Genomic DNA, 24,958 nt, shown 5'->3' with positions numbered 1-24,958 from the left:
CGGTTTGAATCATCTTTTCTGAAGACCGGGGCCTGCATGTCTTTCGATCTCCGCACGCGCCTTGAAGCGCGGCGTGCCGAACATCTCTATCGCCAGCGTCCACTGCTGCAAAGCCCGCAAGGCCCGCAGGTGACGGTCGATGGCCAGCCGCTTGTGGCGTTCTGCAACAACGATTACATGGGCCTGGCCAACCATCCTGAAGTGATCGCCGCCTGGCAGGCGGGCGCAGAGCGTTGGGGCGTGGGTGGTGGCGCTTCACATCTGGTGATCGGTCACAGCGGTCCGCATCACGAGCTTGAAGAAGCCTTGGCCGAACTCACCGGCCGCCCGCGAGCGTTGTTGTTCTCCAATGGCTATATGGCCAACCTCGGTGCCGTGACGGCGCTGGTGGGGCAGGGCGATACGGTGCTGGAAGACCGGCTCAATCATGCTTCGCTGCTGGATGCCGGTCTGCTCAGCGGCGCGCGCTTTTCCCGTTACCTGCACAACGACGTGGCCAGCCTGAATGCCCGGCTGGAAAAAGCCGTTGGAGATACGCTGGTAGTCACCGATGGCGTGTTCAGCATGGATGGCGATATCGCTGACTTGCCCGCGCTGGCGCAAGCTGCAAAAGCCAAGGGTGCCTGGCTGATGGTGGACGATGCCCATGGCTTCGGCCCTCTGGGGGCTAACGGTGCCGGTATCGTCGAGCACTTTGGGCTGAGCATGGAAGATGTGCCGGTGCTGGTCGGCACGCTGGGCAAGTCATTCGGTACGTCGGGTGCTTTTGTGGCGGGCAGCGAGGAGTTGATCGAAACCCTGATCCAGTTCGCCCGGCCCTACATTTATACGACCAGCCAGCCGCCCGCACTGGCCTGCGCCACGCTCAAGAGCCTGGAGCTGCTGCGCACCGAGCATTGGCGTCGCGAGCATCTGGCACGTTTGATTCAGCAGTTTCGCAGTGGCGCCGAGCAGATCGGTCTGCAACTGATGGACAGCTTCACGCCAATCCAGCCGATCATGATCGGCGATGCCGGCCGTGCCTTGCGCTTGTCGCAGATGTTGCGTGAGCGAGGCTTGCTGGTGACTGCGATTCGTCCACCGACCGTGCCCGCTGGCAGCGCCCGTTTGCGGGTGACGTTGTCTGCGGCGCACAGTGCCGACCAAGTGCAGCTATTGTTGAATGCACTGGAGCAGTGTTACCCGCTGCTGGGTGCAAGTGAATCGATGGAGTCCGAGCATGCGTGATCGCTTGATCCTGCTACCCGGCTGGGGCCTTGGTGTCTCGCCACTTGAGCCGCTGGCCGCTGCATTGCGCGGGCTGGATGAGCATTTGCGGGTCGAGATCGAGCCGTTGCCGGTACTCGACAGCAGCGACGTTCAGGATTGGCTCGATGAGCTGGACGCCAACATCCCGACCGGTGCCTGGCTGGGCGGCTGGTCGCTGGGTGGCATGCTGGCTGCGGAACTGGCAGCGCGACGCGGCGACGATTGCTGCGGGTTGCTGACCCTGGCGAGCAATGCCAGTTTCGTGACCCGTGGCGCGTGGCCCAATGCAATGGCGGAAGGCGAGTTCTCGGCTTTTCTGGCCGGTTGCTCGGCGGATTCCGATGCCACTTTGAAGCGCTTCAGCCTGCTGTGTACCCAGGGCGCTGAAGACCCTCGCGGTCTGTCGCGTCTGCTCAAGGCCGGGGCGCCCCAGACGTCGACGAACACGCTGGTCGATGGCCTGAAAGTACTGGGGCAGCTCGATACCCGCAGTGCCTTGCAGACCTATCGCGGCCCGCAATTGCATCTGTTCGCGGGGCACGATGCTTTCGTGCCCGCCGAGGCCGCAGGTGATCTCCTGGCACTGCTGCCGGATATTGAAGTTGGTCTGATTGAACAGGCCAGCCATGCGTTCATCCTGGAAAACCCTCATGGAGTGGCAGCGGCGATCCAGGCCTTTTTGCATGAGTCGGGCGATGACTGATCTTTCCCACGTCAAATTACCCGGAGGCTTGCCTGACAAGCGTCAGGTCGCCGAGTCATTTTCCCGCGCCGCTGGCAGCTACGACAGCGTGGCGGATTTGCAGCGGGCTGTCGGCCATGAGCTGTTTACACGTTTGCCCGAAGAGTTGAGCCCGTCGCGCTGGCTGGATCTGGGGTGCGGCACCGGCTATTTCAGCCGGCTGCTGGGGCAGGCTTTCAAGGACAGCGAAGGCGTTGCACTGGATATCGCTCAGGGCATGTTGCGTCATGCCCGGCCATTGGGCGGTGCCCGTTACTTTGTGGCGGGCGATGCCGAGCGTATGCCGCTACAGGCGCAAAGTTGCGAGCTGGTTTTCTCCAGCCTCGCGGTGCAATGGTGTGCGGACTTTGCCGCAGTGCTCAGTGAGGCCAGCCGGGTTTTGCAGCCCGGTGGTGTGTTTGCGTTTTCCAGTTTGTGTGTCGGGACTTTGCAGGAACTGCGGGACAGTTGGCAGACAGTCGATGGTCTGGTACACGTCAATCGTTTTCGCGAGCTGGATGACTATCGCCAGTTGTGTGCTGCCAGTGGTTTGCGCGTGCGCAGCCTTGAGGTCCGGCCGCATGTGCTGTATTACCCGGATGTGCGCAGCCTGACCCATGAACTGAAAGCATTGGGTGCGCATAATCTCAATCCCGGACGCCCAGGTGGCTTGACGGGAAGGGAGCGGATTCGTGGCCTGGTTGAGGCCTACGAGACGTTTCGCCAGGACGCTGGGCTACCCGCCACCTATCAAGTGGTCTATGCGGTGCTTGAAAAAAACTGATGGGCTTGCGAGACAAGGGAAGGCCGCCAAGATGAGTGTTGCGTATTTCATCACGGGAACCGATACGGACGCAGGCAAGACCACTGTCGCAGCGGGCCTGCTGCATGCGGCTCGACTGGCCGGGCTGAGCACGGCAGCGGGCAAGCCTGTCGCCTCCGGCAGTGTCATCACATCGCAAGGGCTGCGTAATTCCGATGCCCTGGCCTTGCTGGCCGAGTGCTCGCTGGATGTTGGCTATGACGACGTCAACCCCTTTGCCTTCGAGCCGGCCATCGCGCCGCACCTGGCCGCCCGCGAAGCCGGTGTGTCACTGACGGTCAATTCGTTGCTGCAACCCATGCGCCGCCTGCTGGACAGAAACGCCGATTTCACTCTGATCGAGGGGGCGGGCGGCTGGCGTGTTCCTCTGGCGGATCAGAGCAATCTGTCCGATCTGGCCATGGGTTTGGGATTGCCAGTCATTCTGGTGGTGGGCGTGCGTCTGGGCTGTATCAATCATGCATTGCTGACGGCTGAAGCCATCGCTCGGGACGGGCTGCAACTGGCTGGCTGGGTCGCCAACATCATCGAACCCAAGACCTCTCGGCTGGAAGAAAACCTTGCGACCCTCTCCGAGCGTCTGCCTGCGCCTTGTATCGGGCGTTTGCCGCGTCTGAAGAAAGCGAGTGCCGATGCTGTGGCGGAACACCTGCATCTGGAACTGCTCGACGGATTTTGAAACACATTCACTATGTTGCTGATACACAAGGCGCTTTTGTCCGGTTCAAGGCAGAACCTATTGTCCGGCCATGTGCCATTAGTCTTTTTGTCGAGTATTCCGCTGCATTTACTGGTTCAATAGCACCTGTTCGCTATTTGAACTGAGGACCGGCTTATGCAAATCACCATGAACAATACACTCTATCCAGGCCTGAGCGCGATTCAGGTTGGGCAGGAGCGTGTCGATCAGGCAGCCACCCAGATCGCCAGCACCGGCATCGAAGTCTCCGGAAGAAGCCAGTCTTCGGATTTCCAGCTAGAGAACCTGCGCTCGGTCGACCGTAGCCAGCGTTCCGATCTGCCTGCCAACATCGTTGAACTGGCTGCCGGAAAAGAGCAGATCCAGGCGGGTCTGGCTGCGCAGAAAGCCAGCGACGAAGCGCTGGGTACTCTGATCGACACTTACGCTTGACCCCCGTCTACGCCGTGCCTTCTGCGCACGGCGTCATTGTCTGAATTTCACGCTATCACTTGCCTGTATCACCCCCGCAACCTTCCTTCCCTCAACTAGACTCACGGCATCGTTTCATCAACGCTGCATGCCTTCGCGTGCGCGGTCTGTAGCGCATCGATGATAAACGGTGTGTGAAGTGCTATTGACAAGGTTTAGGCGTAAACGTATGTTTCAAACACCTGTTTGACCGTAAGGCATACGAGATTGTCTGGTGCCTGGGAGTATGCTCCCGGCGACCGCCCGGTCATTCGTTCCAGGATTCATCAGCAGAGGTTTATCGCTATGCCTGAATACAAGGCCCCCTTGCGTGATATTCGTTTCGTTCGTGATGAGCTGCTCGGTTATGAAGCGCACTACCAAAGTCTGCCGGCATGCCAGGACGCAACGCCAGACATGGTCGATGCCATTCTTGAGGAAGGTGCCAAGTTCTGCGAGCAGGTACTGGCTCCCCTGAATCGGGTCGGCGATACCGAAGGCTGCACCTGGAGTGAATCGGGCGTGAAAACCCCGACCGGCTTCAAACAGGCATACAAGCAATTCGTCGAAGGTGGCTGGCCAAGCCTGGCCCATGACGTCGAGCACGGCGGTCAGGGTCTGCCCGAGTCGCTTGGTCTGGCCGTCAGCGAAATGGTTGGCGAGGCCAACTGGTCATGGGGCATGTACCCAGGCTTGTCTCATGGCGCGATGAACACCATTTCCGAACACGGTACGCCTGAGCAGCAAGAGGCCTACATGACCAAGCTGGTGTCCGGCGAATGGACCGGAACCATGTGTCTGACCGAACCTCATTGTGGTACTGACCTTGGCATGCTGCGCACCAAGGCCGAGCCTCAGGCCGATGGTTCCTATAACGTCACCGGCACCAAGATTTTCATTTCCGCTGGCGAACACGACATGGCCGATAACATCGTTCATATCGTGCTGGCGCGTCTGCCGGATGCTCCGGCAGGCACCAAAGGTATTTCGCTGTTCATCGTGCCCAAGTTCCTGCCTGCCGCCGACGGCAGCATCGGTGAGCGCAACGCGGTGACCTGTGGTTCGATCGAACACAAGATGGGTATCCACGGCAACGCTACCTGCGTGATGAACTTCGATTCTGCCAAGGGTTTCCTGATCGGGCCGCCGAACAAAGGCCTGAACTGCATGTTCACCTTCATGAACACCGCTCGCCTGGGGACTGCACTGCAAGGTCTGGCCCACGCCGAAGTCGCGTTCCAGGGTGGCTTGAAATACGCTCGCGATCGTCTGCAGATGCGCTCGCTGACCGGCCCGAAAGCACCGGACAAGGCCGCTGACCCGATCATCGTTCACCCTGACGTACGCCGCATGCTGCTGACCATGAAGGCTTTCGCCGAAGGCACGCGGGCCATGGTGTACTTCACGGCCAAGCAGGTCGATATCGTCAAATACAGCGAAGACGAAGACCAGAAGAAAGCCGCCGACGCACTGCTGGCGTTCATGACGCCGATTGCCAAGGCTTTCATGACAGAAGTGGGCTTCGAGGCCGCTAACCATGGCGTGCAGATCTATGGCGGTCACGGTTTCATCGCCGAGTGGGGCATGGAGCAGAACGTTCGCGACAGCCGTATCTCGATGCTGTACGAAGGCACCACCGGTATCCAGGCGCTGGACCTGCTGGGCCGCAAGGTCTTGATGACACAGGGCGAAGCGCTCAAGGGCTTCACCAAGATCGTCCACAAGTTCTGCCAGGCCAACGAAGGCAGCGAAAGTGTTCAGGAGTTCGTGACGCCATTGGCTGCGCTGAACAAGGAATGGGGCGAGCTGACCATGAAAGTGGGCATGGCGGCCATGAAGGACCGTGAAGAAGTCGGTGCCGCTTCGGTGGATTACCTGATGTATTCCGGCTATGCCTGCCTGGCTTACTTCTGGGCGGACATGGCGCGTCTGGCGGCCGAGAAGCTGGCAGCCGGTACATCCGAGCAAGCGTTCTACACCGCCAAATTGCAGACTGCGCGTTTCTACTTCCAGCGCATCCTGCCGCGTACCCGTACTCATGTCGCCGCTATCCTTTCCGGTGCTGGCAACCTGATGGATATGAAGGAAGAGGATTTCGGTCTGGCTTACTGATAAGCCTGCTCGTTTCTCAAAGCCGTCTGGCCCTGCGGGTCAGGCGGCTTTTTCTTGGATAAATGAAAAGATCGAGAAACCGCTTTCTTTGCCCAGGCAATCAATAAACCTTTTCGATCTCCTGCCGTTACAGAAAAGTAGCCAGCTATCAATCCTGCTGTATGCATTGCTCACTGGATAAAGGCACAATGCCATTACTCCAGATATTCACTCCGATGCCGAGTAGGAGACATTTCCCTTGTTGCGTCCATCTGCTGCACGATTGAGTCATTTTCTTCCTTCTGCAGCGTTGCTGTTTGCAGGACTTGCGGCTGCTTACGTCAAGGACCTGAACGTATTCTTCACCTCCCTGTTCAACGTGCTGCCGACGTTGGTCCTGTTGCTGGGCGGTGCCTATTGCGGTGTTTATCGACGTCAGCGTGAGCTGTTTCTGATGATCACCGTCTATATCGCCTACTTCCTGCTCGATACTCAGACCGATTACTACCGCGATCATGGCAAGGTCCGCGAGGATGCTGCCGTGGTTTTCCATCTTGTGTGCCTGCTACTGCCGGTATTGTTCGGGCTGTATGCGGCATGGGAAGAGCGTACCCATCTGTTCCAGGACCTGGTGGCACGTATTGCGGTACTGGTCGCCGTGGGCAGCGTTGCGTTCGGGCTTGAGCAAAGCTATCCCGCCGAAGTGCAGACCTGGCTGGCGGATATCCGCTGGCCTGCATTGCATGGCTCCTGGATGAGCCTGATACAGCTGTCGTATGCGATGTTTCTGGGCTCGTTCGGCCTGTTGATCTGGCAATACCTGGAAAAGCCACGGCCCTTGCATGCGGCACAGATCGTCGGGTTGCTGGGGCTTTTCTGGGCATTGCCCAAGACCTTCATCCTGCCGTTCACCCTGAATATCATGTGCAGCCAGGTGATGCTGATGATTGCCGCAGCGGTTGCCCATGAAGCCTATCAAATGGCGTTCCGCGACGAGCTCACCGGGTTGCCGGGGCGTCGGGCACTCAATGAGCGCATGCAGCGGCTGGGACGCAATTACGTGCTGGCGATGAGTGACGTCGATCACTTCAAGAAATTCAACGACACCCATGGCCACGATGTCGGCGACCAGGTGCTGCGTCTGGTGGCCAGCAAGCTGTCGAAAATCACCAACGGCGGTGGCAGGGCCTATCGTTATGGCGGTGAAGAGTTTGCCATCGTCTTTGCTGGCAAGACGCTTGAAGAGTGCCTGCCTCATCTGGAAGCCATCCGCGAGAGCATCGCCAATTACGAAATCCTGTTGCGCAACAAGGACAGTCGCCCGAAGGACGACCAGCAAGGCCGGCAAAAACGGGGTGCTACAGCGTCGAACAGTGTCTCGGTGACGGTGAGTATTGGTGTTGCCGAACGCCAGCCGGAGCATCGGACCCCCGAAGAAGTCCTCAAGGCTGCTGACCAGGCGCTGTATGCCGCCAAAGGGGCAGGGCGCAACTGTGTCATTGCCCATGGTCAGCAGAACAGACGCGGAGCGGTGCGTACCGCTGAAGCTGTCAGCTAAAGTGGAATTGCTGTCATTGAACGGCGCTGCCTGTCATGCAGCGCCGTGTCGTTTCGTCTGTCGAATATGTTTGTGACTTTAATTTGTCTTTTAGTCACGTCATGACCCTATGTCTCTGAAACGTTGTTCGGTTAGACTCTTGGACATTGCCACCTGATTCGGGCACGTAGCGTGTCTGGATCTTCTTTCAGGTTTTCTTGCTCCCTGCTTGTGAGGTTTGCCATGGCTGACTACAAAGCGCCGTTGCGCGATATGCGTTTCGTCCTCAATGAAGTGTTCGAGGTTTCCAGACTCTGGGCTCAATTGCCGGCGCTTGCAGAAACTGTCGATGTCGAGACGGTCGATGCGATCCTCGAAGAAGCGAGCAAGGTCTGCAGCAAAACTATTGCCCCGCTCAGCCGTAATGGCGACGAAGAGGGCTGCCACTGGAAGGACACTGTCGTCACCACGCCTGCAGGTTTCCCTGAAGCCTATCGGACCTACGCCGAAGGCGGTTGGGTGGGCGTTGGCGGTAACCCGGATTTTGGCGGCATGGGCATGCCCAAGGTGGTGTCGGCGCAGGTCGAGGAAATGCTCAACTCCGGCAGCCTGGCGTTCGGCCTGTACCCGATGCTGACCACAGGCGCCTGTGTATCGATCAATACTCACGCGACCGAAGAGCTCAAGGCGATTTACCTGCCGAACATGTATGCAGGTACCTGGTGCGGCTCGATGTGCCTGACCGAAGCCCATGCCGGTACCGACCTTGGCATCATCCGCACCAAGGCCGTTCCTCAGGCAGACAATTCCTACAAGATTACCGGCAGCAAAGTGTTCATCACCGGTGGCGAGCACGACCTGACCGAGAACATCATTCATCTGGTCCTCGCCAAGCTGCCCGATGCGCCAGCAGGCCCTAAAGGTATTTCGCTGTTCCTGGTGCCCAAGTTCATGGTCAACGAGGATGGCAGCCTGGGTGAGCGCAATACGGTCAGTTGCGGCTCCATCGAGCACAAGATGGGTATCCAGGCTTCGGCCACCTGTGTGATGAACTTCGATGATGCCGTCGGCTATCTGATCGGCGAGCCCAATAAAGGCCTGGCGGCCATGTTCACCATGATGAACTACGAGCGTCTGGGTGTCGGTATTCAGGGGCTTGCTTCCGGCGTACGTTCTTATCAGAACGCTGTGGAATATGCCCGTGATCGTCTGCAAAGCCGTGCGCCCACCGGTGCGCAGAACAAGGACAAGGTGGCTGACCCGATCATTGTTCACCCGGACGTGCGCCGCATGCTGCTGACGATGAAAGCCTTCAACGAAGGTGGCCGGGCTTTCTCCAGCTATGTCGCCCTGCAACTGGATATCGCCAAGTTCAGCGAAGACGATACCGCTCGTCAGCGCGCCGATGATCTGGTCGCGCTGCTTACTCCGGTCGCCAAGGCCTTCCTGACCGATATCGGCCTGGAAACCACGGTTCACGGCCAGCAAGTATTCGGTGGCCATGGTTACATCCGTGAATGGGGCCAGGAGCAGCTGGTGCGTGATGTGCGCATCACCCAGATCTACGAAGGCACCAATGGCATTCAGGCTCTGGATCTGGTGGGCCGCAAGATTGTCGGGTCGAACGGCGCGTTCTATCAGTTGTTCGCCGACGAAGTGCAGGCATTCATCAGCGGTGCCGATAGCTCGCTTGCCGAGTTCACCAGGCCCTTGGGCGCAGCGCTGGATATGCTGAATGAACTCACTCGCTGGGTGCTTGACCGCTCGCGAGCCAACCCCAATGAGATCGGCGCAGCTTCGGTGGAGTATCTGCACCTGTTCGGTTACACCGCCTATGCCTACATGTGGGCCAGAATGGCCAAGGCTGCTCTGGGCAAGGAAGGGCAGGAAGACTTCTACGCCAGCAAGCTAGGCACCGCACGTTTCTACTTCGCTCGCTTGCTGCCGCGTATCCACTCCCTCAATGCCAGCGTGCGCGCAGGCAGCGAATCATTGTTCCTGATGGATGCGTCACAATTTTGAAGTCGTAGTCTGTAAGCATTTGCTTACGTGTTGTGTTGGCTTTTTGCCTCTTCCATAAGAATGGATCCAAAGTTACTCTAAATCCATGGACGTAGCGCAGGATGCGCAACAAGACATAACAGGGACACGAAGGGATTCCTGCCAGGATGGCGGGGCGAAAGGGATATCAGGGAAACAGTCTGGAAAGCCCCGCTTAGGCGGGGTTTTCTTTGTTCCTGCGATTTTTATAATGGCTGTGTGCCAGATCCCGTGGAACCCTTGTCGATGCCCAGGGTCGATTAGCTACCAGGCCTGTAAAAGGTCATCTAATCAGGAGCTTGCCCATGGACATCATTCGCATCATCTTCGCTATTCTGCTGCCACCACTGGGCGTGTTCCTGCAAGTCGGTTTCGGTGGTGCCTTCTGGCTGAACATCCTGTTGACGCTGCTGGGTTATATTCCGGGCATCGTGCATGCGGTGTACATCATCGCCACTCGTAAGTGATTTCCATTCGTTAAATGGCGTTTCCGTAGGAGCGAATTCATTCGCGAGGCGTCATCTGAAGCGATAGATCCTCTTCAGGTCTACGAGCCTTCGCGAATGAATTCGCTCCCATAGCAATGGATTCATTCGCGGAGTACATCCCGATAGAACCGCCATTCAGCCTCCAGCGCATCAGCCAGGTTCTCGGCTTTGCGAAAGCCATGGCGTTCGTCGGGGTAGAAATGCGCCTTGGCCGGGATGCCATTGTCCCGCAGGGCCTTGAGCATGGAGCGGGTCTGTTCAGGGACCACGACCGCATCCAGTTCTCCCTGGAAGAAAATGACCGGCACACTGATGCGCTGGGCATGTAGAACAGGGGTTCTGGCCTGATAGCGTCCGATATCTTCGACCGGGTCGCCAATCAGCCAGTCCAGATAATCACCCTCGAACTTGTGAGTCGCTTTGCTCAAGGCGATAGGGTCGCTTACGCCATAAAGGCTCGCCCCGGCACGGAAGACCTTGTGGAAGGCCAGCGCGCAGAGCGTCGTATAGCCGCCCGAACTTCCTCCACGAATGAATGCCCGATCCTTGTCGATCAAGCCTCGCTGCGCCAGATGCGCAACGACTGCGCAGGCGTCCTCCACATCCGCGACACCCCAGTTCAAATGCAGGCTTTGTCGATAGTCGCGGCCATAGCCTGTGCTGCCCCGATAGTTGAGGTCGGCGACGGCGAAACCGCGTTGAGTCCAGTATTGAATGCGAGGGTCCAGCACCGGGTAACAGGCCGAGGTGGGGCCTCCATGGATAAATACCACCAGTGGCGGCTTTTCGGTGTCGTCCATGGCCGGATAGAAGTAGCCATACGCCTCGGCCCCGCCACTGGCGTAGCGCAAGGATTGCGGCAGGCTGATGTGCTCGGGCGGCAATGGCGATATACCGCCTGCCAGCACCTTCATGCTGCGGTCCTGGCGCGAAATGGCCAGTATCGCTGAGGGGCTGATTGCCGATGCCGCGATGCAATAGATGAATTGCTCGTCAATGGCCAGGCTGCGAAACCGGGTGTAATTACCGCTGAAGTCTTCGACCGAACCGTTCGGGTGACGCAGGCCCAGTACGCCAAAGCCGTCTTGGGACCAACTGGCAAGGTAGCCGCTGTCTACTGGCAGCCAGGTACAACCGCCCAGTTGCCAGGGGGCTGGTGAGTGGTCGGCAGCAGCGGCCGGAAAAGGCGCAAAGCCTGAAGGCGTTTCGCCCCATGGTTGCCAGAAACCATCACGATCCGTCAGACAGCACAAACGCCCCAGGGCATCGAACTGAGGTTGTTGCAGCGATTCCTGCTCAGGACTATCGCCTGCCACGCAGCGCGCCGCCGACCAGGAGCCATCGCTCAACCGTTCGGCACACATCAACATCGTACTGGTCCAGGGCTGATGTGGGCGTTGCCATTCAATCCAGGCCAGTCGCTGCCCGTCCGGGCCGAGAGTGGGTGATGAGTAGAAGTCCGCACCTTCGGCCAGCAGATGGCGCTTTCCGTCAGCCAGATCAATCGCCACCAGACGATGGATCGCATGATCTTCCTCGACCGCAAGAATCTGTCCGGCAGCGAAACGCACCGCTCCATAGCGTTTGTCGCCATGGGTCAACTGCAAGGGCGCGCTGGCGTCCAGTGCTTGCCGGTAGAGCTGTTGGTCGCGTTCATTGACGAATACGACGGCATCGTCGGCAATACAGAATGCCCCTCCACCGTATTCGTACACCCGACTGCGGACGCTGAAACCGTCGGGCGTCAGGCAGCGGGCATGGCCTTCGGACCAGTGCCAGATACGACTGGCCGCATCCTGTGGGCGAAATTCGCTCCAGAACAGGCCGGCCGCGCTTGCGGCCAGTTCGGCGAAGTCGACACCTGCAGCAACGGCCTGGGAGGCGCTGAACAGATCAGGATTTTGCGATGAGGCGTGAGTTTCGTTCATTGCGAAAGGCCAACTGCTCGATGGTTTTTGTCGCTGTTTCAGCTTCGTCGCGAGCCTGGGTAATCAGCTTGTGATGCGGGGATTTACTGCATACCGGATCGGCATTGGCTGCATCGCCCGTCAGTATGAAAGCCTGGCAACGGCAGCCGCCGAAGTCCTTTTCCTTCTCGTCGCAGGACCGGCAAGGCTCGGGCATCCACTCGTAACCGCGAAAGCGATTGAAGCCGAACGAGTCGTACCAGATGTGTTGCATGCTGTGGTCGCGCACGTTGGGAAACTGGACCGGCAATTGACGCGCGCCATGGCAGGGCAGTGCGGTGCCGTCCGGGGTCACGGTCAGGAACAGCTTGCCCCAACCGTTCATGCAGGCCTTGGGGCGTTCTTCGTAGTAGTCAGGCGTGACGAAGATGAGCTTGCACGGATGTTTTTCGGCTGCCAGCTTTTCCCGGTACTGGTTGGTGACGGCTTCTGCGCGAACCAGTTGATCCTTGGTCGGCAGCAGGCCTACGCGGTTCAGGTGCGCCCAGCCATAGAACTGACAGGTCGCCAGCTCCACGAAGTCGGCTTCCAGCGCCAGGCAAAGCTCGATGATCTTGTCGATCCGGTCGATATTGTGCCGGTGGGTGACGAAGTTCAGCACCATGGGGTAGCCGTGTTTTTTCACCGCACGGGCCATTTCCAGTTTTTGTGCGAAGGCCTTTTTCGAGCCGGCGAGCATGTTGTTCACCTGCTCGTCGCTGGCCTGGAAGCTGATCTGGATATGGTCCAGGCCCGCTTTCTTGAAATCGATGACTTTCTGTTCGGTGAGGCCGATCCCCGAGGTAATCAGGTTGGTGTAATAGCCCAACCGTCGGGCTTCGGCGATAAGCACGGCCAGATCCTGGCGCACCAGCGGCTCTCCGCCGGAAAAGCCGATCTGGGCCGCGCCCATCTGTCGTGCCTGTTGCATCACCGTGAACCACTGCTCGGTGCTCAACTCCTGGCCTTGTTTGGCAAAATCCAGCGGGTTGGAGCAATACGGGCATTGCAACGGGCAGCGATAGGTCAACTCCGCCAGCAGCCACAGCGGTAGCCCGACAGGTGGCGTTGGCGGAATGATCACGCTCTGTTCTGTCTCAGCCAAGGTCGATCCAACTTTCTTTATGAGCGACGCTCATGAAGTCTTCGACATCGGTGCCCAGCTCTGGAATGTTCGGGAAGCGTTCCTGCAGCGATGCGATGATCTGCGCCACATTGCGCTGCCCGTCCACCAAAGCGCCTATCAAGCCCGCACTTTCATTCAACTGGATCATGCCTTCGGGGTACAGCAGTACATGGCACTTCTGCGCCTCTTCGTACTGGAAGCGATAACCCTGACGCCAGGTGGGGACTAACTCTCGATCGAATCTCATAGGCTGATTCCCTTATGCCATACGTTCTTGTTGGTGACGCTGTGATAAGGCGGGCGGTGCAACTCGTACGCCATGCTCATGGCGTCCAGCATGCTCCACAATATGTCGAGTTTGAACTGTAGAATTTCCAGCATGCGTTGCTGGCCTTCATGGGTGGTGTAGTACTCAAGTGTAATCGCCAATCCATGTTCCACATCGCGACGTGCCTGACCGAGGCGAGTGCGAAAGTACTCATAGCCTGCCGGATCGATCCACGGATAATGCTGCGGCCAGGTGTCCAGGCGCGACTGGTGAATCTGCGGCGCGAAAAGTTCGGTCAATGAACTGCTGGCCGCTTCCTGCCAATTGGCGCGGCGGGCGAAGTTCACGTAGGCATCCACCGCGAAGCGAACCCCCGGCAGCACCAGCTCCTGCGAGCGCAACTGGTCCGGGTCCAGCCCCACGGCCTCGCCCAGACGCAGCCAGGCTTCGATACCGCCATCTTCACCGGGCGCGCCGTCGTGGTCGAGCAGGCGCTGAATCCACTCGCGGCGGATCTCGCGGTCCGGGCAGTTGGCCAGAATCGCGGCATCCTTGAGCGGGATATTCACCTGATAGTAGAAGCGGTTGGCGACCCAGCCCTGAATCTGTTCGCGAGTCGCCCGGCCTTCATACATCGCCACGTGGAACGGGTGATGAATATGGTAGTAGGCGCCTTTGGCGCGCAGGGCTTGTTCAAATTCGGCACGGGACAGCGCAGCTTCGCTCATCTTGGCTCCTAAAGTTCGATACTCATGCCGTCATAGGCTACTTCGACATTGCGGCGAACCAGTTCGGCGCGTTCCGGTGAGTCTTCGTCGAGGATTGGGTTGGTGTTGTTGATGTGGATAAGCACCTTGCGCTGGTCGGGAAAACCTTCAAGTACTTCCAGCATGCCGCCGGGACCGTTCTGGGCCAGATGGCCCATTTCCCGGCCGGTACGGGTGCCGACGCCGCGGCGCTGCATTTCATCGTCGTCCCACAATGTACCGTCTACCAGCAGGCAATCGGCCGCGTGCATCTTTTCCAGCAGCGACTCATCGACCTTGCCCAGACCAGGTGCGTAGAACAGTTTGCCGCTGGTCCTCAGGTCTTCGACGATCAGGCCGATGTTGTCGCCAGGATGCGGGTCGAAGCGGTGCGGCGAGTACGGCGGTGCAGCGCTGCGCAGCGGGAACGGCGTGAAACGCAGGTTCGGGCAGGCCGGAATGACGAAGCTGCCTTGCAACTCGATACGGTTCCAGGTCAGGCCGCCATTCCAGTGCTTGAGCATTTCAAATAGCGGGAAGCCCGTGCTCAGGTCTTCATGGACCATATCGGTACACCAGACCTGATGCGGACAACCTTCGCGCAGGCTGAGCAGGCCGGTCGTGTGATCGATCTGGCTGTCCATCAACACGATGGCGCTGATGCCGGTATCGCGCAGTGCCCGGCCCGGTTGCATCGGCGCGAAACCTTGAAGTTGTGCCCGAATGTCCGGCGATGCGTTGCACAGGACCCAGTTGACGCCATCGTCGGAGACCGCGATGGAAGATTGGGTGCGCGCCTTGGCGTTAAGGCTGCCATCACGAAAACCTGCGCAATTGACGCAATTGCAGTTCCACTGGGGGAAACCACCGCCAGCAGCGGAACCTAGAATCTGGATGTACATATCAGCTCCATACCGCGTGACCTGAAACGCTGAAATAAAAATGGCCCGGCCAATAAAAAAAGCCCCGGCGAACCGAGGCTTTGCACCGCATGACTATCAACGGCTTGCGAAGTACATGGTGACTTCAAAGCCGATACGCAGATCAGTGTAAGCAGGTTTGGTCCACATGGGAGAGCTCCTTCAGAATGATTGCAGCGGTTGGTGACTACATCTTAGTGCGTTCGCATGTGCATACGTTCAGATGCTTAGGAAGCTATCTTACTCAATTTAGCCATTTGGCAGGGCGGGAATTACATGAAAGATGCCTGTCATGAAGTGCTGTTACCCGGCCAGGCCTCAGGAACCGGGCGGTTGGACAGGATGAGCCACCCTGCGCGGGCATCCTTCAACTGATCGGCGGCAGTGAGTAACGAGTGTTTTTCCAGATGTAACAGCGTTTTCCGCAAGGCTTCAAGGCAGTCGCCATCACGTCCGGCAAGGCGGGCCTGCCAGAGCAACTCTGCTGTTTGTTCATGAGGCATTGCCGTCATATCGAACTGCTCGGCCAGAGTCTGACGCAGCGCTGGAATATCGGCGTTCTGGATCAGGCTTGGCAGCGCATTGATGAATGTCTCGATGTGCTGAACAAGTTGCCCGGCGCTGCATGTCGGTGATTGAACCCCGAACAGCAGTCCGCTGCGCCCCGCAATCTGGCGTAGCCCGCTGAAGACCGCATAACCCAGTTGCAGCTCGACCCGCAGGCGTTGATAGAAAGGTGCCTGTATCAAGTGTGCGAGCATGCGCCACACGGCGTCATCTTCGGTGGATAAGCCGGGTGCGGTGCAGAACACCAGTACCGCGTCTTCCGATGAGCCAGATGATTGCGTTTGCCAGCGCTTGCCGGGTGTGGCCGACGGCGCGTCAGGCAATGGCTCATCCGCGGTGCCGGGCATATTCAGCAAGGCCGCATTTAAAAGCGACTGGCTGTGTGCTGGCAGGCCGCTGGCAAAGCTGATCCAGCGTGAACTGGCCCAGACCGCTTGAATATCATCGCTGATTTGCCCCCGAGCCTTATTCAGGAAATGATCGGGAAGCACTTTGAGTAGCTGACGAATCGGAATCAGCGCGGGCTCACTAGTCGCCTGAACATGGCGTGGGGCCGGGTGCTGCAATAACTGCCGGGCGTGCTCGACGATGGCCGCCATCGGTTCATGAATACCGGTCAGTTTGAGTTCCCAGTAATTGCCGTAAGCGCTGAAAGACAGTGCCACACCGGCTTGCCTGGCTTGTTCGATCAGGTTCTGCAGGCCGCCATTGAGTATTCGCCACAATTGGGGCTGAGCTGTCTGCAATTGCCATCGCAGAAAAAATGCCGCTTCACCGCTGCCAGTGCTTACGGGCAGCAGGAAAGGGTTGCTTGAAGGCAGGCACCACTCGACTTGTCCACAGGGCTGGTTATCCACAGGTCGCGCAGTGAGCAGGGTTTCCGGCGTTAACTGATCGAGCACGGCGTTCAGTGCCAGGAGGTCTTGCCCGGGCGCATTGCGGCAGAAATGATGCGCCAGATCCAGCGCACCACAGGTTTGCAGACGCCGTTGTTGCAGGTTGCGGTATTCATCAGCCAAGGCAGGCCCGTGGACCTTGAAGAAGGCAAGCCAGTCGAAAAACAGCGTGGCTATCGTGCTGGACGAATGAGGATCTGCTCCCGTGCAGTCGATATCGAGCAGCAATTGCCCCGCGAACTGATAAAGAGGCGCAGCCTTGAGCGACTCGATAAGTCCTTGCCCGGCCAGCTCGGCAACCAGCCCGCCAGTTTGTGGCGCCATCAGCCAGTGGCAGAAAAATGCGACAGCCTCTTCTGCATGTTCGGGTAAGCCTTCGCAGGCAAACAGCAGATGCACGCTTGGCGCCTGACAATCAGGTTGTTTGTCGATCAAGGGCGGCGGCTTTTGCTGCATGACTTTGCGACCTGCCCGAAAGCTTGCGCCGTGCTCTGTTGCCAGTGCCGTCAGTTCAGCCAGCGATTGAGGGCCGCTCAGGCATAAGGTCATCTGCCCGGCTTGATAGAAACACTGATAAAACCCCTGAAGCGCCTGCTGAAAGGCCGGGTTGGGCACTGAAAGGCTGTAACGATTGCCTGCATGAAAACCACGCAGCGGGTGCTGCGGGTTGATGGGCTCCAGCAGGTGGATCTGCTGACGGGCCTTGGCATCCTGAACCCAGGCGATGAACTCGGCATGCAGTACCTCACGCTCGCGCAACTGATCGGGCATGGCCATACGCGGGTGAGCGAGCATATCGCAAAGACGTTCCAGACCTTGGGCGAATGCTGTTGGGGGCAGTTCAAAGAAGAAGTCAGTGGTGCGTTCGCGAGTGCTGGCATTGATCTGCCCGCCATGGCGCTGCACGAATGCCATGAGGTTCTGATCGGCAGCGAATCGCTCGGTGCCCAGAAAAAACAGATGCTCCAGAAAGTGCGCCAGCCCAGGCCACGCCTGGGGAACATCATGGCTACCGGCCGCAACCCGAAGCGACGCCGCACAACGCTTGAGCCGTGGCGCATGACACAGCACCACGTTCAAGCCATTGGGCAGCACAAGTCGCTGGATATCAGGCATGACCGTTTCCACAGAAAACAAGTCGTCATGCTAACGGTGCATTGATGTAGGAGCGAATTTATTCGCGAATTGTCCTTTCGCGAATGAATTCGCTCCCACAGAACCCCTGTCAGCCTGCCAGCAACCAGACACCGGTTGCCGCCGAAGCCGCACCTGCAATCCTTACCAGCGGCGCAGCAGCCCGAGGCAGTACGCGCACCACTGCATAGCCAGCCGCATGCAATGCAGCCGTTGCTACCACGAAACCGGCCGCATAAGCCCATGGGCTGGACATGTCCGGCAGCTCAAGACCATGGGCCACGCCATGGAACATCGCAAACACTGCCGTGGCCACAACGGCCAGGGCCAGCGGCGGACGTACAGCCAGCGCTACGGCCAGGCCCAGCGCCAGTACTGAAGCCGAGATGCCGCTTTCCAGCGCAGGCAGTTCCAGGCCAGCGAAGCCCAGCAGGCCACCGATCAGCATGGTGCCCACGAAGGTGCAAGGCAGTGCCCAGCGGGCGGCGCCTTGTTGTTGCGCGGCCCACAAACCGACCGCCAGCATGGCCAGCAGGTGATCCAGACCGCCAACCGGATGGCCGAGGCCCGCGATCAGGCCGTTATCGCCATGGCCTGGGTGCGCCAGAGCGAGGGTCGGGGTTAGCAGCAAGGCGAGGGCACCGAGGGCTTTTTTGTAGTTCATTGACAGGTTTCCTTGGAGGTTTGAATTCAGGCGTTGATCGTCAGCAGACCCTGGCGCTCGATAATGGCAATGATCTCTTCCAGACCCTGGCCGGTTTTCTGATTGCTGAACACGAAAGGCTTATCGCCACGCATCTTCCTGGTATCGCGATCCATCATTTCCAGCGAGGCACCCACCAGTGGTGCCAGGTCGATCTTGTTGATCACCAGCAGGTCGGATTTGCAGATGCCGGGGCCACCCTTGCGCGGCAGCTTGTCGCCAGCCGAAACGTCGATCACATAAATCGTCAGGTCCGACAGCTCCGGGCTGAAGGTCGCCGACAGGTTGTCGCCACCGGACTCGACAATGATCAGGTCCAGCCCCTCGAAGCGGCGGTTGAGCTGGTCAACGGCTTCCAGGTTGATGGAGGCGTCTTCGCGAATCGCCGTGTGCGGGCAGCCGCCGGTTTCCACGCCAATGATGCGTTCCGGTGCCAGAGCTTCGTTACGCACCAGAAAGTCGGCATCTTCACGGGTATAGATGTCGTTGGTCACGACTGCCAGGTTGTAGCGCTCACGCAAGGCAAGGCACAGAGCCAGAGTCAGTGCGGTCTTGCCGGAACCGACCGGGCCACCGATACCGACACGCAGAGGTTGGCTGTTCATTGAGTTCTCCATGGATGCTAGGACCGGAACAACCGGCTGTATTGACGTTCATGGGCCATGCTCGCCAGTGACAGGCCGAAGGCGGCGCTGCCGATGTGCTGGATGTCTTGAGCCGTGGCGTTTTGTTGGGCCTGCTGCAACAAGGGCAGCAGTTCACTGGTCAGGCGTTGTGCGGCTTGCTGGCCCAGTGGCAAGGTTTTCATCAGTACCGCCAGCTGGTTTTCCAGCCAGCTCCACAGCCAGGCTGCCAGCGCGTCCTGTGGGTTGATCTGCCAGGCCCGTGCCGCGAGCGCCCAGCCGAGGGCCAGATGCGGTTCGCCGGTCTGTTCCAGAAAACGGCGGGCAGGGCGATCCAGCTCCGGCAGCCCGTTGAGCAACTGTTGCAGGGAGTAGCCCATCTGACGGCTTTCCAGATGCAGCTCACGGGTTTCCCGGCTGGCGCGATGCTGTTCGCTCAGTTGCAGCAACTGGCCCCAATCTTCCTCGGCGGCCGCCGTACAGTGGGCGAGCATCAAGGGAGCCTCGAAGCGGGCGAGGTTGAACAGCAACTGATCGCCGATCCAGCGGGCAGCGGTTTGCGGATCGACCACGATGGATTGCTCCACGGCCATTTCCAGCCCTTGCGAATAGCTGTAGCCGCCAATCGGAAGCTGAGGGCTGGCCAGACGCAAAAGCGCCCAGGCGCGGTTCACTTGCGCACGCCGAACTGGTGCAGGCGCGGCGCGTAATTGAAGTCTTCTTCACCGGCGCGTGAATGGTGATGACCGCCTCCATAAGCTCCGTGCTCCGGCTGGAAGGGCGCCTCGATGGTTTCTGTCGTTGCTCCGAGCTGGTCGAGCATGGCCTTGAGCACGTAGTCGTCGAGCAGGCGCAGCCAGCCGTCGCCCACTTGCAGAGCAACGTGGCGGTTGCCCAGGTGATAGGCCGCGCGGGTCAGTTCAAAGGTGCTGTTGCAGGTGACGTGCAACAACTGCTCCGGGCGTGCGCAGACACGCACGATGCGACCATCTTCGGCTTGCAGGAATTCGCCGTCATGAAGAGGCGGCTGTCCGCGTTGCAAGAATAATCCTACGTCTTCGTTCTCGGCACTGAAGCAGCGCAGGCGACTTTTGCTACGTGCCTCGAAATTCAAATGCAGTTCTGCGGCCCATTCGGGTTGGGGCTCGATTCGTTTATGAATCACCAGCATCAGAAAGCTTCCAGCTAATTGCGATGCTTCAAATCAGAGCAAGGGGCTTGCCAACAGTGCAGAAATAGAAAAAAGACGGGAGCTATTGGAGGGCTGACCAGAAAAGCGTCAATTAAGTGCGCGATTATGGTGCAGCGGTTTGTTTGTGTATCACGCTGGTGCGATTTTTCTGACGGAAATATCAGTCATGGCTGCCAAGGCCTTTCCAGTGCTTGGCGCCCATGAAGATGAATCGCAGTTGCTGGGTAATCTTGGCCTGGGGCGTGAGATGGGCCGCGAGCGTGGCCGAAGGCGGGTCGATCAGCTCTGGCAGCATGGCGAATACGCTTTTGACAACCAGGTCGGCGATCACCGATAGAGCTTTGACATCGAGGTGCTTCCACTTGGGCATTTTTGCCAGATCGGTCGTCAGGTCGGCGCTGATGCCTTCGCGCAAGGCACCCAGAGCCTGACGCACCTTGAGGGAGCCGCCATATTGCTCGCGGGCCAGAAACAGGAACTGTGAGCGGTTGGCCGCCACCTGATCGAGAAAGATCTGCACCGACGCATGAATCAGACCGCCCATGACCAGTTCGTTATGGCGCACCAGGCGAATGGTTTCACGAAAGGTCTGGCCCACTTCACTGACCAGCGCCAACCCCAACTGGTCCATGTCTTCGAAATGACGATAGAAACCGGTCGGCACGATGCCTGCCGTGCGCGCGACTTCCCGCAGGCTCAGACTGGCGAAACCGCGCCCGCTTTCCATCAACTGGTGTGCGGCGTCCAGCAAGGCTCTTCGGGTCAGTTGTTTCTGTTCGGCGCGGGGCAGCATGAGGTAAACATTTCTGCGGTTAGACTGTGCTGCACTCTAGCAAATGAGCTTTGCATGCGTCGAAAGGCTTTTGATGGGACAGCACGAGGCAGCTACCTTTTTCTTTGATGGAACCTGTTGGGCTATTTACCTATCAGAGCAAACCCTCGGCACTTTTGTCAGTCGAAGGAACATGTCGTATTCAGCGCACCATGGCCGGGGCGCTGGTTTTTGGAGTGTCGTGCAATGACGCGCAGCCGCAAGATTTTCGCCTGGACAGGTGCCACGTTGTTATTGGTGCTTGCCGTACTGGTCATTGTGATCGCCACCTTCGATTGGAACCGCATCAAGCCAACACTCAACGAAAAAGTCAGCGAAGCGCTGCATCGACCGTTCGCAATCAACGGGAACCTTGCTGTCCTCTGGCAGCGAGAGCCGGAGTCCGGTGGCTGGCGCGCCTGGGTGCCATGGCCGCATTTCGTGGCTCAGGACTTGAGCCTGGGCAACCCCGAGTGGTCGAAAACCCCGCACATGGTCACGCTCAAGCAAGTCGAGTTTCGTCTTGCCCTGCTGCCTTTGCTGGTGCAGGAGGTTGTGATTCCGCGTATCGACCTGACCGGTCCCGAAGCGAAGCTTGAGCGTCTGGCCGATGGTCGCGCCAACTGGGTATTCGATCTGCCCAAGTCCGACCCCGATGCTGAGCCCTCCAGCTGGGTACTGGATATCGGCGCGATCAAGTTCGACAAAGGGCTGGTCAGCTTCAATGACCAGACCTTGAAGACCCAGCTGGATCTGGTGATCGACATGCTGGGCAAGCCGATCCCTTTCGGTGACATCGTCGGCAGCAAAGAGGTGAAGAAGGCTCAGGAGAAGGGCGCTGTCCCGCAGGACTATGCCTTTGGTCTGTCGGTCAAAGGGCAGTATCACGAGCAGAAGGTAAATGGTGCAGGCAAGGTGGGTGGTTTGCTGGCCTTGAAGGACGCCACGCAACCTTTCCCGGTGCAGGCCGATCTGAAGATCGGCGATACGCAGATTGCCATTGCCGGAACCCTGACCGATCCGCAGAATCTTGGCGCGCTTGACCTGCGTCTGAAACTGTCCGGCACAAGCCTGAGCCACCTCTATCCATTGACCGGTGTTGCCTTGCCGGACTCTCCACCCTATTCCACGGATGGCCGTTTGATCGCCAAACTGCACGATGCTGCCGGAGCGAATTTCCGCTACGAAGGCTTCAACGGCAAGATCGGCAGCAGCGATATTCATGGCGACCTGAGTTTTGTGGCCAGTCAGCCACGGCCCAGGCTCAGTGGGGTATTGGTTTCCAACCAGTTGCTGTTCAGCGACCTTGCGCCTCTGATTGGCGCTGACTCCAATGCCGCGCAGAAAAAACGCGGTGGCGAGAGCAAACAGCCCAAGGGCAAGGTCCTGCCCGTGGAAGAGTTTCAGACCGACCGCTGGCGGGCGATGGATGCCGATGTGGAGTTCACCGGCAAGCGCATCGTACAGAGCCCGGACTTGCCCTTTACAGACCTGTATACGCATCTGTTACTCAATGACGGCCAGTTGAGCCTTCAGCCGCTGCGCTTTGGTGTGGCGGGTGGCAAGCTGGATGCCGAAATCCGTCTTGATGGCCGCACCCAGCCGTTGCAGGGCCGGGCCAGGCTGTCGGCGCGTAACTTCAAGCTCAAGCAGTTGTTTCCGACTTTCGAGCCCATGAAAACCAGCTTCGGCGAGCTCAATGGTGATGCCGATATCAGCGGCCGTGGCAACTCGGTTGCGGCTCTGTTGGGCACGGCCAATGGCGACTTGAAGATGTTGGTCAACGACGGAGCCATCAGCCAGGGCCTGATGGAAATCGCGGGGCTCAATGTAGGTAACTACGTGGTCGGCAAACTGTTCGGCGACAAGGACGTGAAGATCAACTGCGCCGCGTCAGACTTCGGCATCAAGGACGGTCTGGCCACCAGCCGCCTGTTCGTGTTCGATACCGAGAACGCAATCATCTACATCGACGGCACCGCAAACTTCAAGACCGAACAACTGGACCTGAAGATCAACCCCGAGTCCAAGGGCTTCAGGGTGTTCTCGCTGCGTTCGCCACTCTATGTGAATGGCCCGTTCGCCAGCCCCAATGCCGGCGTGCAATCAGGCCCATTGCTGTTGCGCGGAGCGGGCATGGTGTTGCTGGGCGCTACGGTCGGTCCTGCGGCGGGGCTGCTGGCACTGGTCGCCACTGGCGACAGCACACCGAATCAGTGCGGGCCATTGCTGGAGCAGATGAGGGCGGGCAAGGCACCCAAGACCGTGAAGTGAAACTGATACTTCACCTGACCTGTCGCGAGCAAGCTCCCTCCCACAGATCGTGGGAGGGAGCTTGCTCGCGACGGTGTTTTGAAGATTTACAGGTCGTTCAGGATATCGGCCATGTCATCCGCATGCTCTTCTTCCTGGGCCAGGATGTCTTCGAAGATGCGACGGGTAGTCGGGTCCGATTCGCCGATGTATTGAATGATTTCACGGTAGCTGTCGATGGCAATGCGCTCGGCAACCAGATCCTCATAGACCATTTCCTTGAGGGTCTTGCCTGCAACGTATTGGGCATGAGAGTTCTTCGACAGGGTGTCCGGGTTGAACTCCGGCTCGCCGCCCAGCTGCACAATACGCTCAGCCAGTTTGTCGGCGTGCTCGGCTTCCTGCTGCGCATGCTCCAGAAACTCGTCTGCCGCCAGGCTCGCCTTCAGCCCGTTCGCCATGAAGTAGTGACGTTTGTAGCGCAGTACGCAGACCAGCTCGGTCGCTAGCGACTCATTGAGCAAACGCAGGATGGTTTCCCGGTCCGCGCTATACCCTTCGGTGACGGCACCGTTCTCAACGTTGTGGCGGGCACGTTCACGCAGGCTGCTGACATCGGATAGCTGGGGTGCAGAAATCATGATTTATCTCCATGGTTCATCAGGTATGCGTCCCGCTCTTGGTGAAGGGCTCGGCGAGATCATCAATAGGTGTGAGTAATGAATGCGGAGAAAGTTTTATCGGATTTTGGATAACCCGCCGTTGGCCTGATATGTAAAAAATATAAGAAACGACTGCCGAACACCGAGGTCCCTAATTTGAGGCATTCATTTATGGAGATACCAAATGCTCAAGTTTTTGGGTGGCACCGTCGGCATCATTTTCCTGATTGGTTTGATCGTGGTCATTGCGCTGTTCAAGCTGGTTTTCTAACGCACGCTCAAAAAGCTCGATGCTCCAGGCATCGAGCTTTTTGATGAACGCAGGCATTAAGCCTTGATGCGCAAATATCTGCGCCCCCCATCCTTGATAAAACACCCCTGAAACCCCCTCCAAGCCTTATGAACAGGGCTTTTCGACCAGCTGCGCAAGATATTGCGCAGGTGCGCATGGGGTTGCGCACTTTTTCGGGAATTTTGTATGAAAAATAACCAGTTTTTAAAGATTTTAAATTTAAGCTATTGATTTATATGTAGAAAAATTAACAGGCATGACTCTTGATACAGACCGTTCCCACGTCCGAGCGAAGTCGCTCGGCAACCATCAGGGAACAAGGGATGTTCATGCTCGTTTACCAGGCCAGCCGCCTCATCACTCTTCACCTCCAGGTATCCGCTGAAGACGCACGCAACGGTGCGTCCCATGACTAAGAAACACGGCACCCTGCAAGAACGGCGTGGGGCGCGCTTCGACAAGTCTCCGTCTTCTGCCACCTGTGCCTGTTCGCTCAAGACGGCGGATATCGCCATTGTCCCGGTGCGCTATGCCCTGGACCGTTCGCGCTACGATGTCGAACCCGCACAGCTCAAGCCCTTGCCCGCCCGTGGCCAGTGGAGCCCACTGCCACGACTCAAGACCCGCAGCTACACCTTGCGTCAGCTCTCGCTCAGGCTGTTCATTGACACAGCCAACCCGAAAACCCTGCTGTACCTGCAAACCGTCATGACCGACTTGC

The 24,958-nt window shown here is 58.5% G+C and carries 25 protein-coding genes; 12 read left to right on the top strand and 13 right to left on the bottom strand.

Going from position 1 to position 24,958, the window contains the following annotated elements; genetic code table 11:
- The first annotated feature begins 36 nt into the window (after nucleotides 1-36).
- The 9 genes from bioF to ACODS3_RS05155 all read left to right on the top strand — a co-directional run bounded on the left by bioF (nucleotide 37) and on the right by ACODS3_RS05155 (nucleotide 10,077).
- Complete coding sequence (gene bioF, locus ACODS3_RS05195) at nucleotides 37-1,227, top strand: 8-amino-7-oxononanoate synthase (RefSeq protein ID WP_201018832.1); 1,191 nt, start codon at nucleotides 37-39, stop codon at nucleotides 1,225-1,227.
- The gene (locus ACODS3_RS05190; RefSeq protein ID WP_489033569.1) at nucleotides 1,220-1,951 is read left to right on the top strand and encodes an alpha/beta fold hydrolase; all 732 of its coding nucleotides are present in this window, start codon (nucleotides 1,220-1,222) and stop codon (nucleotides 1,949-1,951) included. The genes bioF and ACODS3_RS05190 overlap by 8 nt, the downstream gene beginning before the upstream one ends.
- The gene (gene bioC, locus ACODS3_RS05185; protein WP_489033567.1) at nucleotides 1,944-2,753 is read left to right on the top strand and encodes a malonyl-ACP O-methyltransferase BioC; all 810 of its coding nucleotides are present in this window, start codon (nucleotides 1,944-1,946) and stop codon (nucleotides 2,751-2,753) included. The genes ACODS3_RS05190 and bioC overlap by 8 nt, the downstream gene beginning before the upstream one ends.
- 31 nt (nucleotides 2,754-2,784) lie before the next feature.
- The gene (bioD, locus tag ACODS3_RS05180) at nucleotides 2,785-3,471 is read left to right on the top strand and encodes a dethiobiotin synthase (RefSeq protein WP_201018829.1); all 687 of its coding nucleotides are present in this window, start codon (nucleotides 2,785-2,787) and stop codon (nucleotides 3,469-3,471) included.
- A 156-nt stretch (nucleotides 3,472-3,627) separates the two neighbouring features.
- Entirely contained in the window at nucleotides 3,628-3,924 is a 297-nt protein-coding gene (locus tag ACODS3_RS05175) for a pyrroloquinoline quinone biosynthesis protein PqqE (protein WP_201018828.1), read from the top strand.
- Nucleotides 3,925-4,248: 324 nt separating this feature from the next.
- Nucleotides 4,249-6,054 (top strand): phenylacyl-CoA dehydrogenase, encoded by a 1,806-nt coding sequence (locus ACODS3_RS05170; RefSeq protein WP_201005109.1) that lies wholly within the window; start codon nucleotides 4,249-4,251, stop codon nucleotides 6,052-6,054.
- A 238-nt stretch (nucleotides 6,055-6,292) separates the two neighbouring features.
- Nucleotides 6,293-7,591: a GGDEF domain-containing protein gene (locus ACODS3_RS05165; protein ID WP_201018827.1), complete on the top strand. Its 1,299-nt coding sequence runs from the start codon at nucleotides 6,293-6,295 to the stop codon at nucleotides 7,589-7,591.
- Between the two features lie 222 nt (nucleotides 7,592-7,813).
- Nucleotides 7,814-9,592, top strand: coding sequence for an acyl-CoA dehydrogenase C-terminal domain-containing protein (locus ACODS3_RS05160; protein WP_201018826.1), 1,779 nt, complete (start codon nucleotides 7,814-7,816; stop codon nucleotides 9,590-9,592).
- Nucleotides 9,593-9,915: 323 nt separating this feature from the next.
- The gene (locus tag ACODS3_RS05155) at nucleotides 9,916-10,077 is read left to right on the top strand and encodes a YqaE/Pmp3 family membrane protein (RefSeq protein WP_201018825.1); all 162 of its coding nucleotides are present in this window, start codon (nucleotides 9,916-9,918) and stop codon (nucleotides 10,075-10,077) included.
- Nucleotides 10,078-10,199: 122 nt separating this feature from the next.
- Here ACODS3_RS05155 and ACODS3_RS05150 read toward each other — a convergent pair whose 3' ends face one another.
- From ACODS3_RS05150 to ACODS3_RS05095, 12 genes are all read right to left on the bottom strand, one after another.
- Nucleotides 10,200-12,026: a S9 family peptidase gene (locus ACODS3_RS05150; protein ID WP_489033563.1), complete on the bottom strand. Its 1,827-nt coding sequence runs from the start codon at nucleotides 12,024-12,026 to the stop codon at nucleotides 10,200-10,202.
- Entirely contained in the window at nucleotides 11,992-13,149 is a 1,158-nt protein-coding gene (pqqE, locus tag ACODS3_RS05145) for a pyrroloquinoline quinone biosynthesis protein PqqE (RefSeq protein WP_489033561.1), read from the bottom strand. Before pqqE ends, ACODS3_RS05150 begins: the two co-directional genes overlap by 35 nt.
- Nucleotides 13,142-13,417, bottom strand: coding sequence for a pyrroloquinoline quinone biosynthesis peptide chaperone PqqD (gene pqqD, locus ACODS3_RS05140; protein WP_201018823.1), 276 nt, complete (start codon nucleotides 13,415-13,417; stop codon nucleotides 13,142-13,144). The genes pqqE and pqqD overlap by 8 nt, the downstream gene beginning before the upstream one ends.
- Entirely contained in the window at nucleotides 13,414-14,166 is a 753-nt protein-coding gene (gene pqqC, locus ACODS3_RS05135) for a pyrroloquinoline-quinone synthase PqqC (protein WP_201018822.1), read from the bottom strand. The genes pqqD and pqqC overlap by 4 nt, the downstream gene beginning before the upstream one ends.
- Before the next feature lie 8 nt (nucleotides 14,167-14,174).
- The gene (gene pqqB, locus ACODS3_RS05130; RefSeq protein WP_201018821.1) at nucleotides 14,175-15,086 is read right to left on the bottom strand and encodes a pyrroloquinoline quinone biosynthesis protein PqqB; all 912 of its coding nucleotides are present in this window, start codon (nucleotides 15,084-15,086) and stop codon (nucleotides 14,175-14,177) included.
- A 96-nt stretch (nucleotides 15,087-15,182) separates the two neighbouring features.
- A complete protein-coding gene (pqqA, locus tag ACODS3_RS05125; RefSeq protein ID WP_008365141.1) occupies nucleotides 15,183-15,254 on the bottom strand; it encodes a pyrroloquinoline quinone precursor peptide PqqA in 72 nt (23 codons plus the stop codon).
- 140 nt (nucleotides 15,255-15,394) lie between these two features.
- A complete protein-coding gene (pqqF, locus tag ACODS3_RS05120) occupies nucleotides 15,395-17,683 on the bottom strand; it encodes a pyrroloquinoline quinone biosynthesis protein PqqF (protein ID WP_489033558.1) in 2,289 nt (762 codons plus the stop codon).
- 109 nt (nucleotides 17,684-17,792) lie between these two features.
- On the bottom strand, nucleotides 17,793-18,365 hold the full coding sequence (locus tag ACODS3_RS05115) for a HupE/UreJ family protein (protein ID WP_201018819.1): 573 nt from the start codon (nucleotides 18,363-18,365) through the stop codon (nucleotides 17,793-17,795).
- Nucleotides 18,366-18,391: 26 nt separating this feature from the next.
- Nucleotides 18,392-19,009 (bottom strand): urease accessory protein UreG, encoded by a 618-nt coding sequence (gene ureG / locus ACODS3_RS05110; RefSeq protein ID WP_201018818.1) that lies wholly within the window; start codon nucleotides 19,007-19,009, stop codon nucleotides 18,392-18,394.
- A 17-nt stretch (nucleotides 19,010-19,026) separates the two neighbouring features.
- Nucleotides 19,027-19,701 (bottom strand): urease accessory protein UreF, encoded by a 675-nt coding sequence (locus ACODS3_RS05105; protein WP_201018817.1) that lies wholly within the window; start codon nucleotides 19,699-19,701, stop codon nucleotides 19,027-19,029.
- Complete coding sequence (gene ureE / locus ACODS3_RS05100; protein WP_201005086.1) at nucleotides 19,698-20,198, bottom strand: urease accessory protein UreE; 501 nt, start codon at nucleotides 20,196-20,198, stop codon at nucleotides 19,698-19,700. The genes ACODS3_RS05105 and ureE overlap by 4 nt, the downstream gene beginning before the upstream one ends.
- A gap of 181 nt (nucleotides 20,199-20,379) precedes the next feature.
- Nucleotides 20,380-21,012 (bottom strand): TetR family transcriptional regulator, encoded by a 633-nt coding sequence (locus tag ACODS3_RS05095; RefSeq protein WP_201018816.1) that lies wholly within the window; start codon nucleotides 21,010-21,012, stop codon nucleotides 20,380-20,382.
- A 225-nt stretch (nucleotides 21,013-21,237) separates the two neighbouring features.
- On the opposite strand from ACODS3_RS05095, the gene ACODS3_RS05090 reads away from it, so the two are divergent.
- Nucleotides 21,238-23,304, top strand: coding sequence for an AsmA family protein (locus tag ACODS3_RS05090; protein WP_201018815.1), 2,067 nt, complete (start codon nucleotides 21,238-21,240; stop codon nucleotides 23,302-23,304).
- Nucleotides 23,305-23,390: 86 nt separating this feature from the next.
- On the opposite strand, the gene ACODS3_RS05085 is transcribed toward ACODS3_RS05090, so the two are convergent.
- Nucleotides 23,391-23,924 (bottom strand): ferritin-like domain-containing protein, encoded by a 534-nt coding sequence (locus ACODS3_RS05085; RefSeq protein WP_374005033.1) that lies wholly within the window; start codon nucleotides 23,922-23,924, stop codon nucleotides 23,391-23,393.
- Nucleotides 23,925-24,129: 205 nt separating this feature from the next.
- Here ACODS3_RS05085 and ACODS3_RS05080 point away from each other — a divergent pair, with 205 nt between their 5' ends.
- On the top strand, nucleotides 24,130-24,216 hold the full coding sequence (locus ACODS3_RS05080) for a small membrane protein YohP (RefSeq protein WP_442963079.1): 87 nt from the start codon (nucleotides 24,130-24,132) through the stop codon (nucleotides 24,214-24,216).
- A 429-nt stretch (nucleotides 24,217-24,645) separates the two neighbouring features.
- Nucleotides 24,646-24,958 (top strand): toxin VasX (locus ACODS3_RS05075; protein ID WP_489033554.1); only part of this gene is annotated, 313 nt, incomplete at its 3' end.

This window comes from Pseudomonas sp. FG43 (genome assembly GCF_057809175.1).
The sequence above is the reverse complement of the archived record's forward strand: the minus strand, read 5'-3'. Positions and strand labels throughout refer to the sequence as shown.

Excerpts from the sequence above, each read along its gene's own strand:
- bioF (WP_201018832.1), top strand. The coding sequence starts at position 37 with ATGTCTTTCGATCTCCGCACGCGCCTTGAAGCGCGGCGTGCCGAACAT.
- ACODS3_RS05190 (WP_489033569.1), top strand. The coding sequence starts at position 1,220 with ATGCGTGATCGCTTGATCCTGCTACCCGGCTGGGGCCTTGGTGTCTCG.
- bioC (WP_489033567.1), top strand. The coding sequence starts at position 1,944 with ATGACTGATCTTTCCCACGTCAAATTACCCGGAGGCTTGCCTGACAAG.
- bioD (WP_201018829.1), top strand. The coding sequence starts at position 2,785 with ATGAGTGTTGCGTATTTCATCACGGGAACCGATACGGACGCAGGCAAG.
- ACODS3_RS05175 (WP_201018828.1), top strand. The coding sequence starts at position 3,628 with ATGCAAATCACCATGAACAATACACTCTATCCAGGCCTGAGCGCGATT.
- ACODS3_RS05170 (WP_201005109.1), top strand. The coding sequence starts at position 4,249 with ATGCCTGAATACAAGGCCCCCTTGCGTGATATTCGTTTCGTTCGTGAT.
- ACODS3_RS05160 (WP_201018826.1), top strand. The coding sequence starts at position 7,814 with ATGGCTGACTACAAAGCGCCGTTGCGCGATATGCGTTTCGTCCTCAAT.
- ACODS3_RS05155 (WP_201018825.1), top strand. The coding sequence starts at position 9,916 with ATGGACATCATTCGCATCATCTTCGCTATTCTGCTGCCACCACTGGGC.
- ACODS3_RS05150 (WP_489033563.1), bottom strand. The coding sequence starts at position 12,026 with ATGAACGAAACTCACGCCTCATCGCAAAATCCTGATCTGTTCAGCGCC.
- pqqD (WP_201018823.1), bottom strand. The coding sequence starts at position 13,417 with ATGAGATTCGATCGAGAGTTAGTCCCCACCTGGCGTCAGGGTTATCGC.
- pqqC (WP_201018822.1), bottom strand. The coding sequence starts at position 14,166 with ATGAGCGAAGCTGCGCTGTCCCGTGCCGAATTTGAACAAGCCCTGCGC.
- pqqB (WP_201018821.1), bottom strand. The coding sequence starts at position 15,086 with ATGTACATCCAGATTCTAGGTTCCGCTGCTGGCGGTGGTTTCCCCCAG.
- pqqF (WP_489033558.1), bottom strand. The coding sequence starts at position 17,683 with ATGCCTGATATCCAGCGACTTGTGCTGCCCAATGGCTTGAACGTGGTG.
- ACODS3_RS05115 (WP_201018819.1), bottom strand. The coding sequence starts at position 18,365 with ATGAACTACAAAAAAGCCCTCGGTGCCCTCGCCTTGCTGCTAACCCCG.
- ureG (WP_201018818.1), bottom strand. The coding sequence starts at position 19,009 with ATGAACAGCCAACCTCTGCGTGTCGGTATCGGTGGCCCGGTCGGTTCC.
- ureE (WP_201005086.1), bottom strand. The coding sequence starts at position 20,198 with ATGCTGGTGATTCATAAACGAATCGAGCCCCAACCCGAATGGGCCGCA.
- ACODS3_RS05095 (WP_201018816.1), bottom strand. The coding sequence starts at position 21,012 with ATGCTGCCCCGCGCCGAACAGAAACAACTGACCCGAAGAGCCTTGCTG.
- ACODS3_RS05090 (WP_201018815.1), top strand. The coding sequence starts at position 21,238 with ATGACGCGCAGCCGCAAGATTTTCGCCTGGACAGGTGCCACGTTGTTA.
- ACODS3_RS05085 (WP_374005033.1), bottom strand. The coding sequence starts at position 23,924 with ATGATTTCTGCACCCCAGCTATCCGATGTCAGCAGCCTGCGTGAACGT.
- ACODS3_RS05080 (WP_442963079.1), top strand. The coding sequence starts at position 24,130 with ATGCTCAAGTTTTTGGGTGGCACCGTCGGCATCATTTTCCTGATTGGT.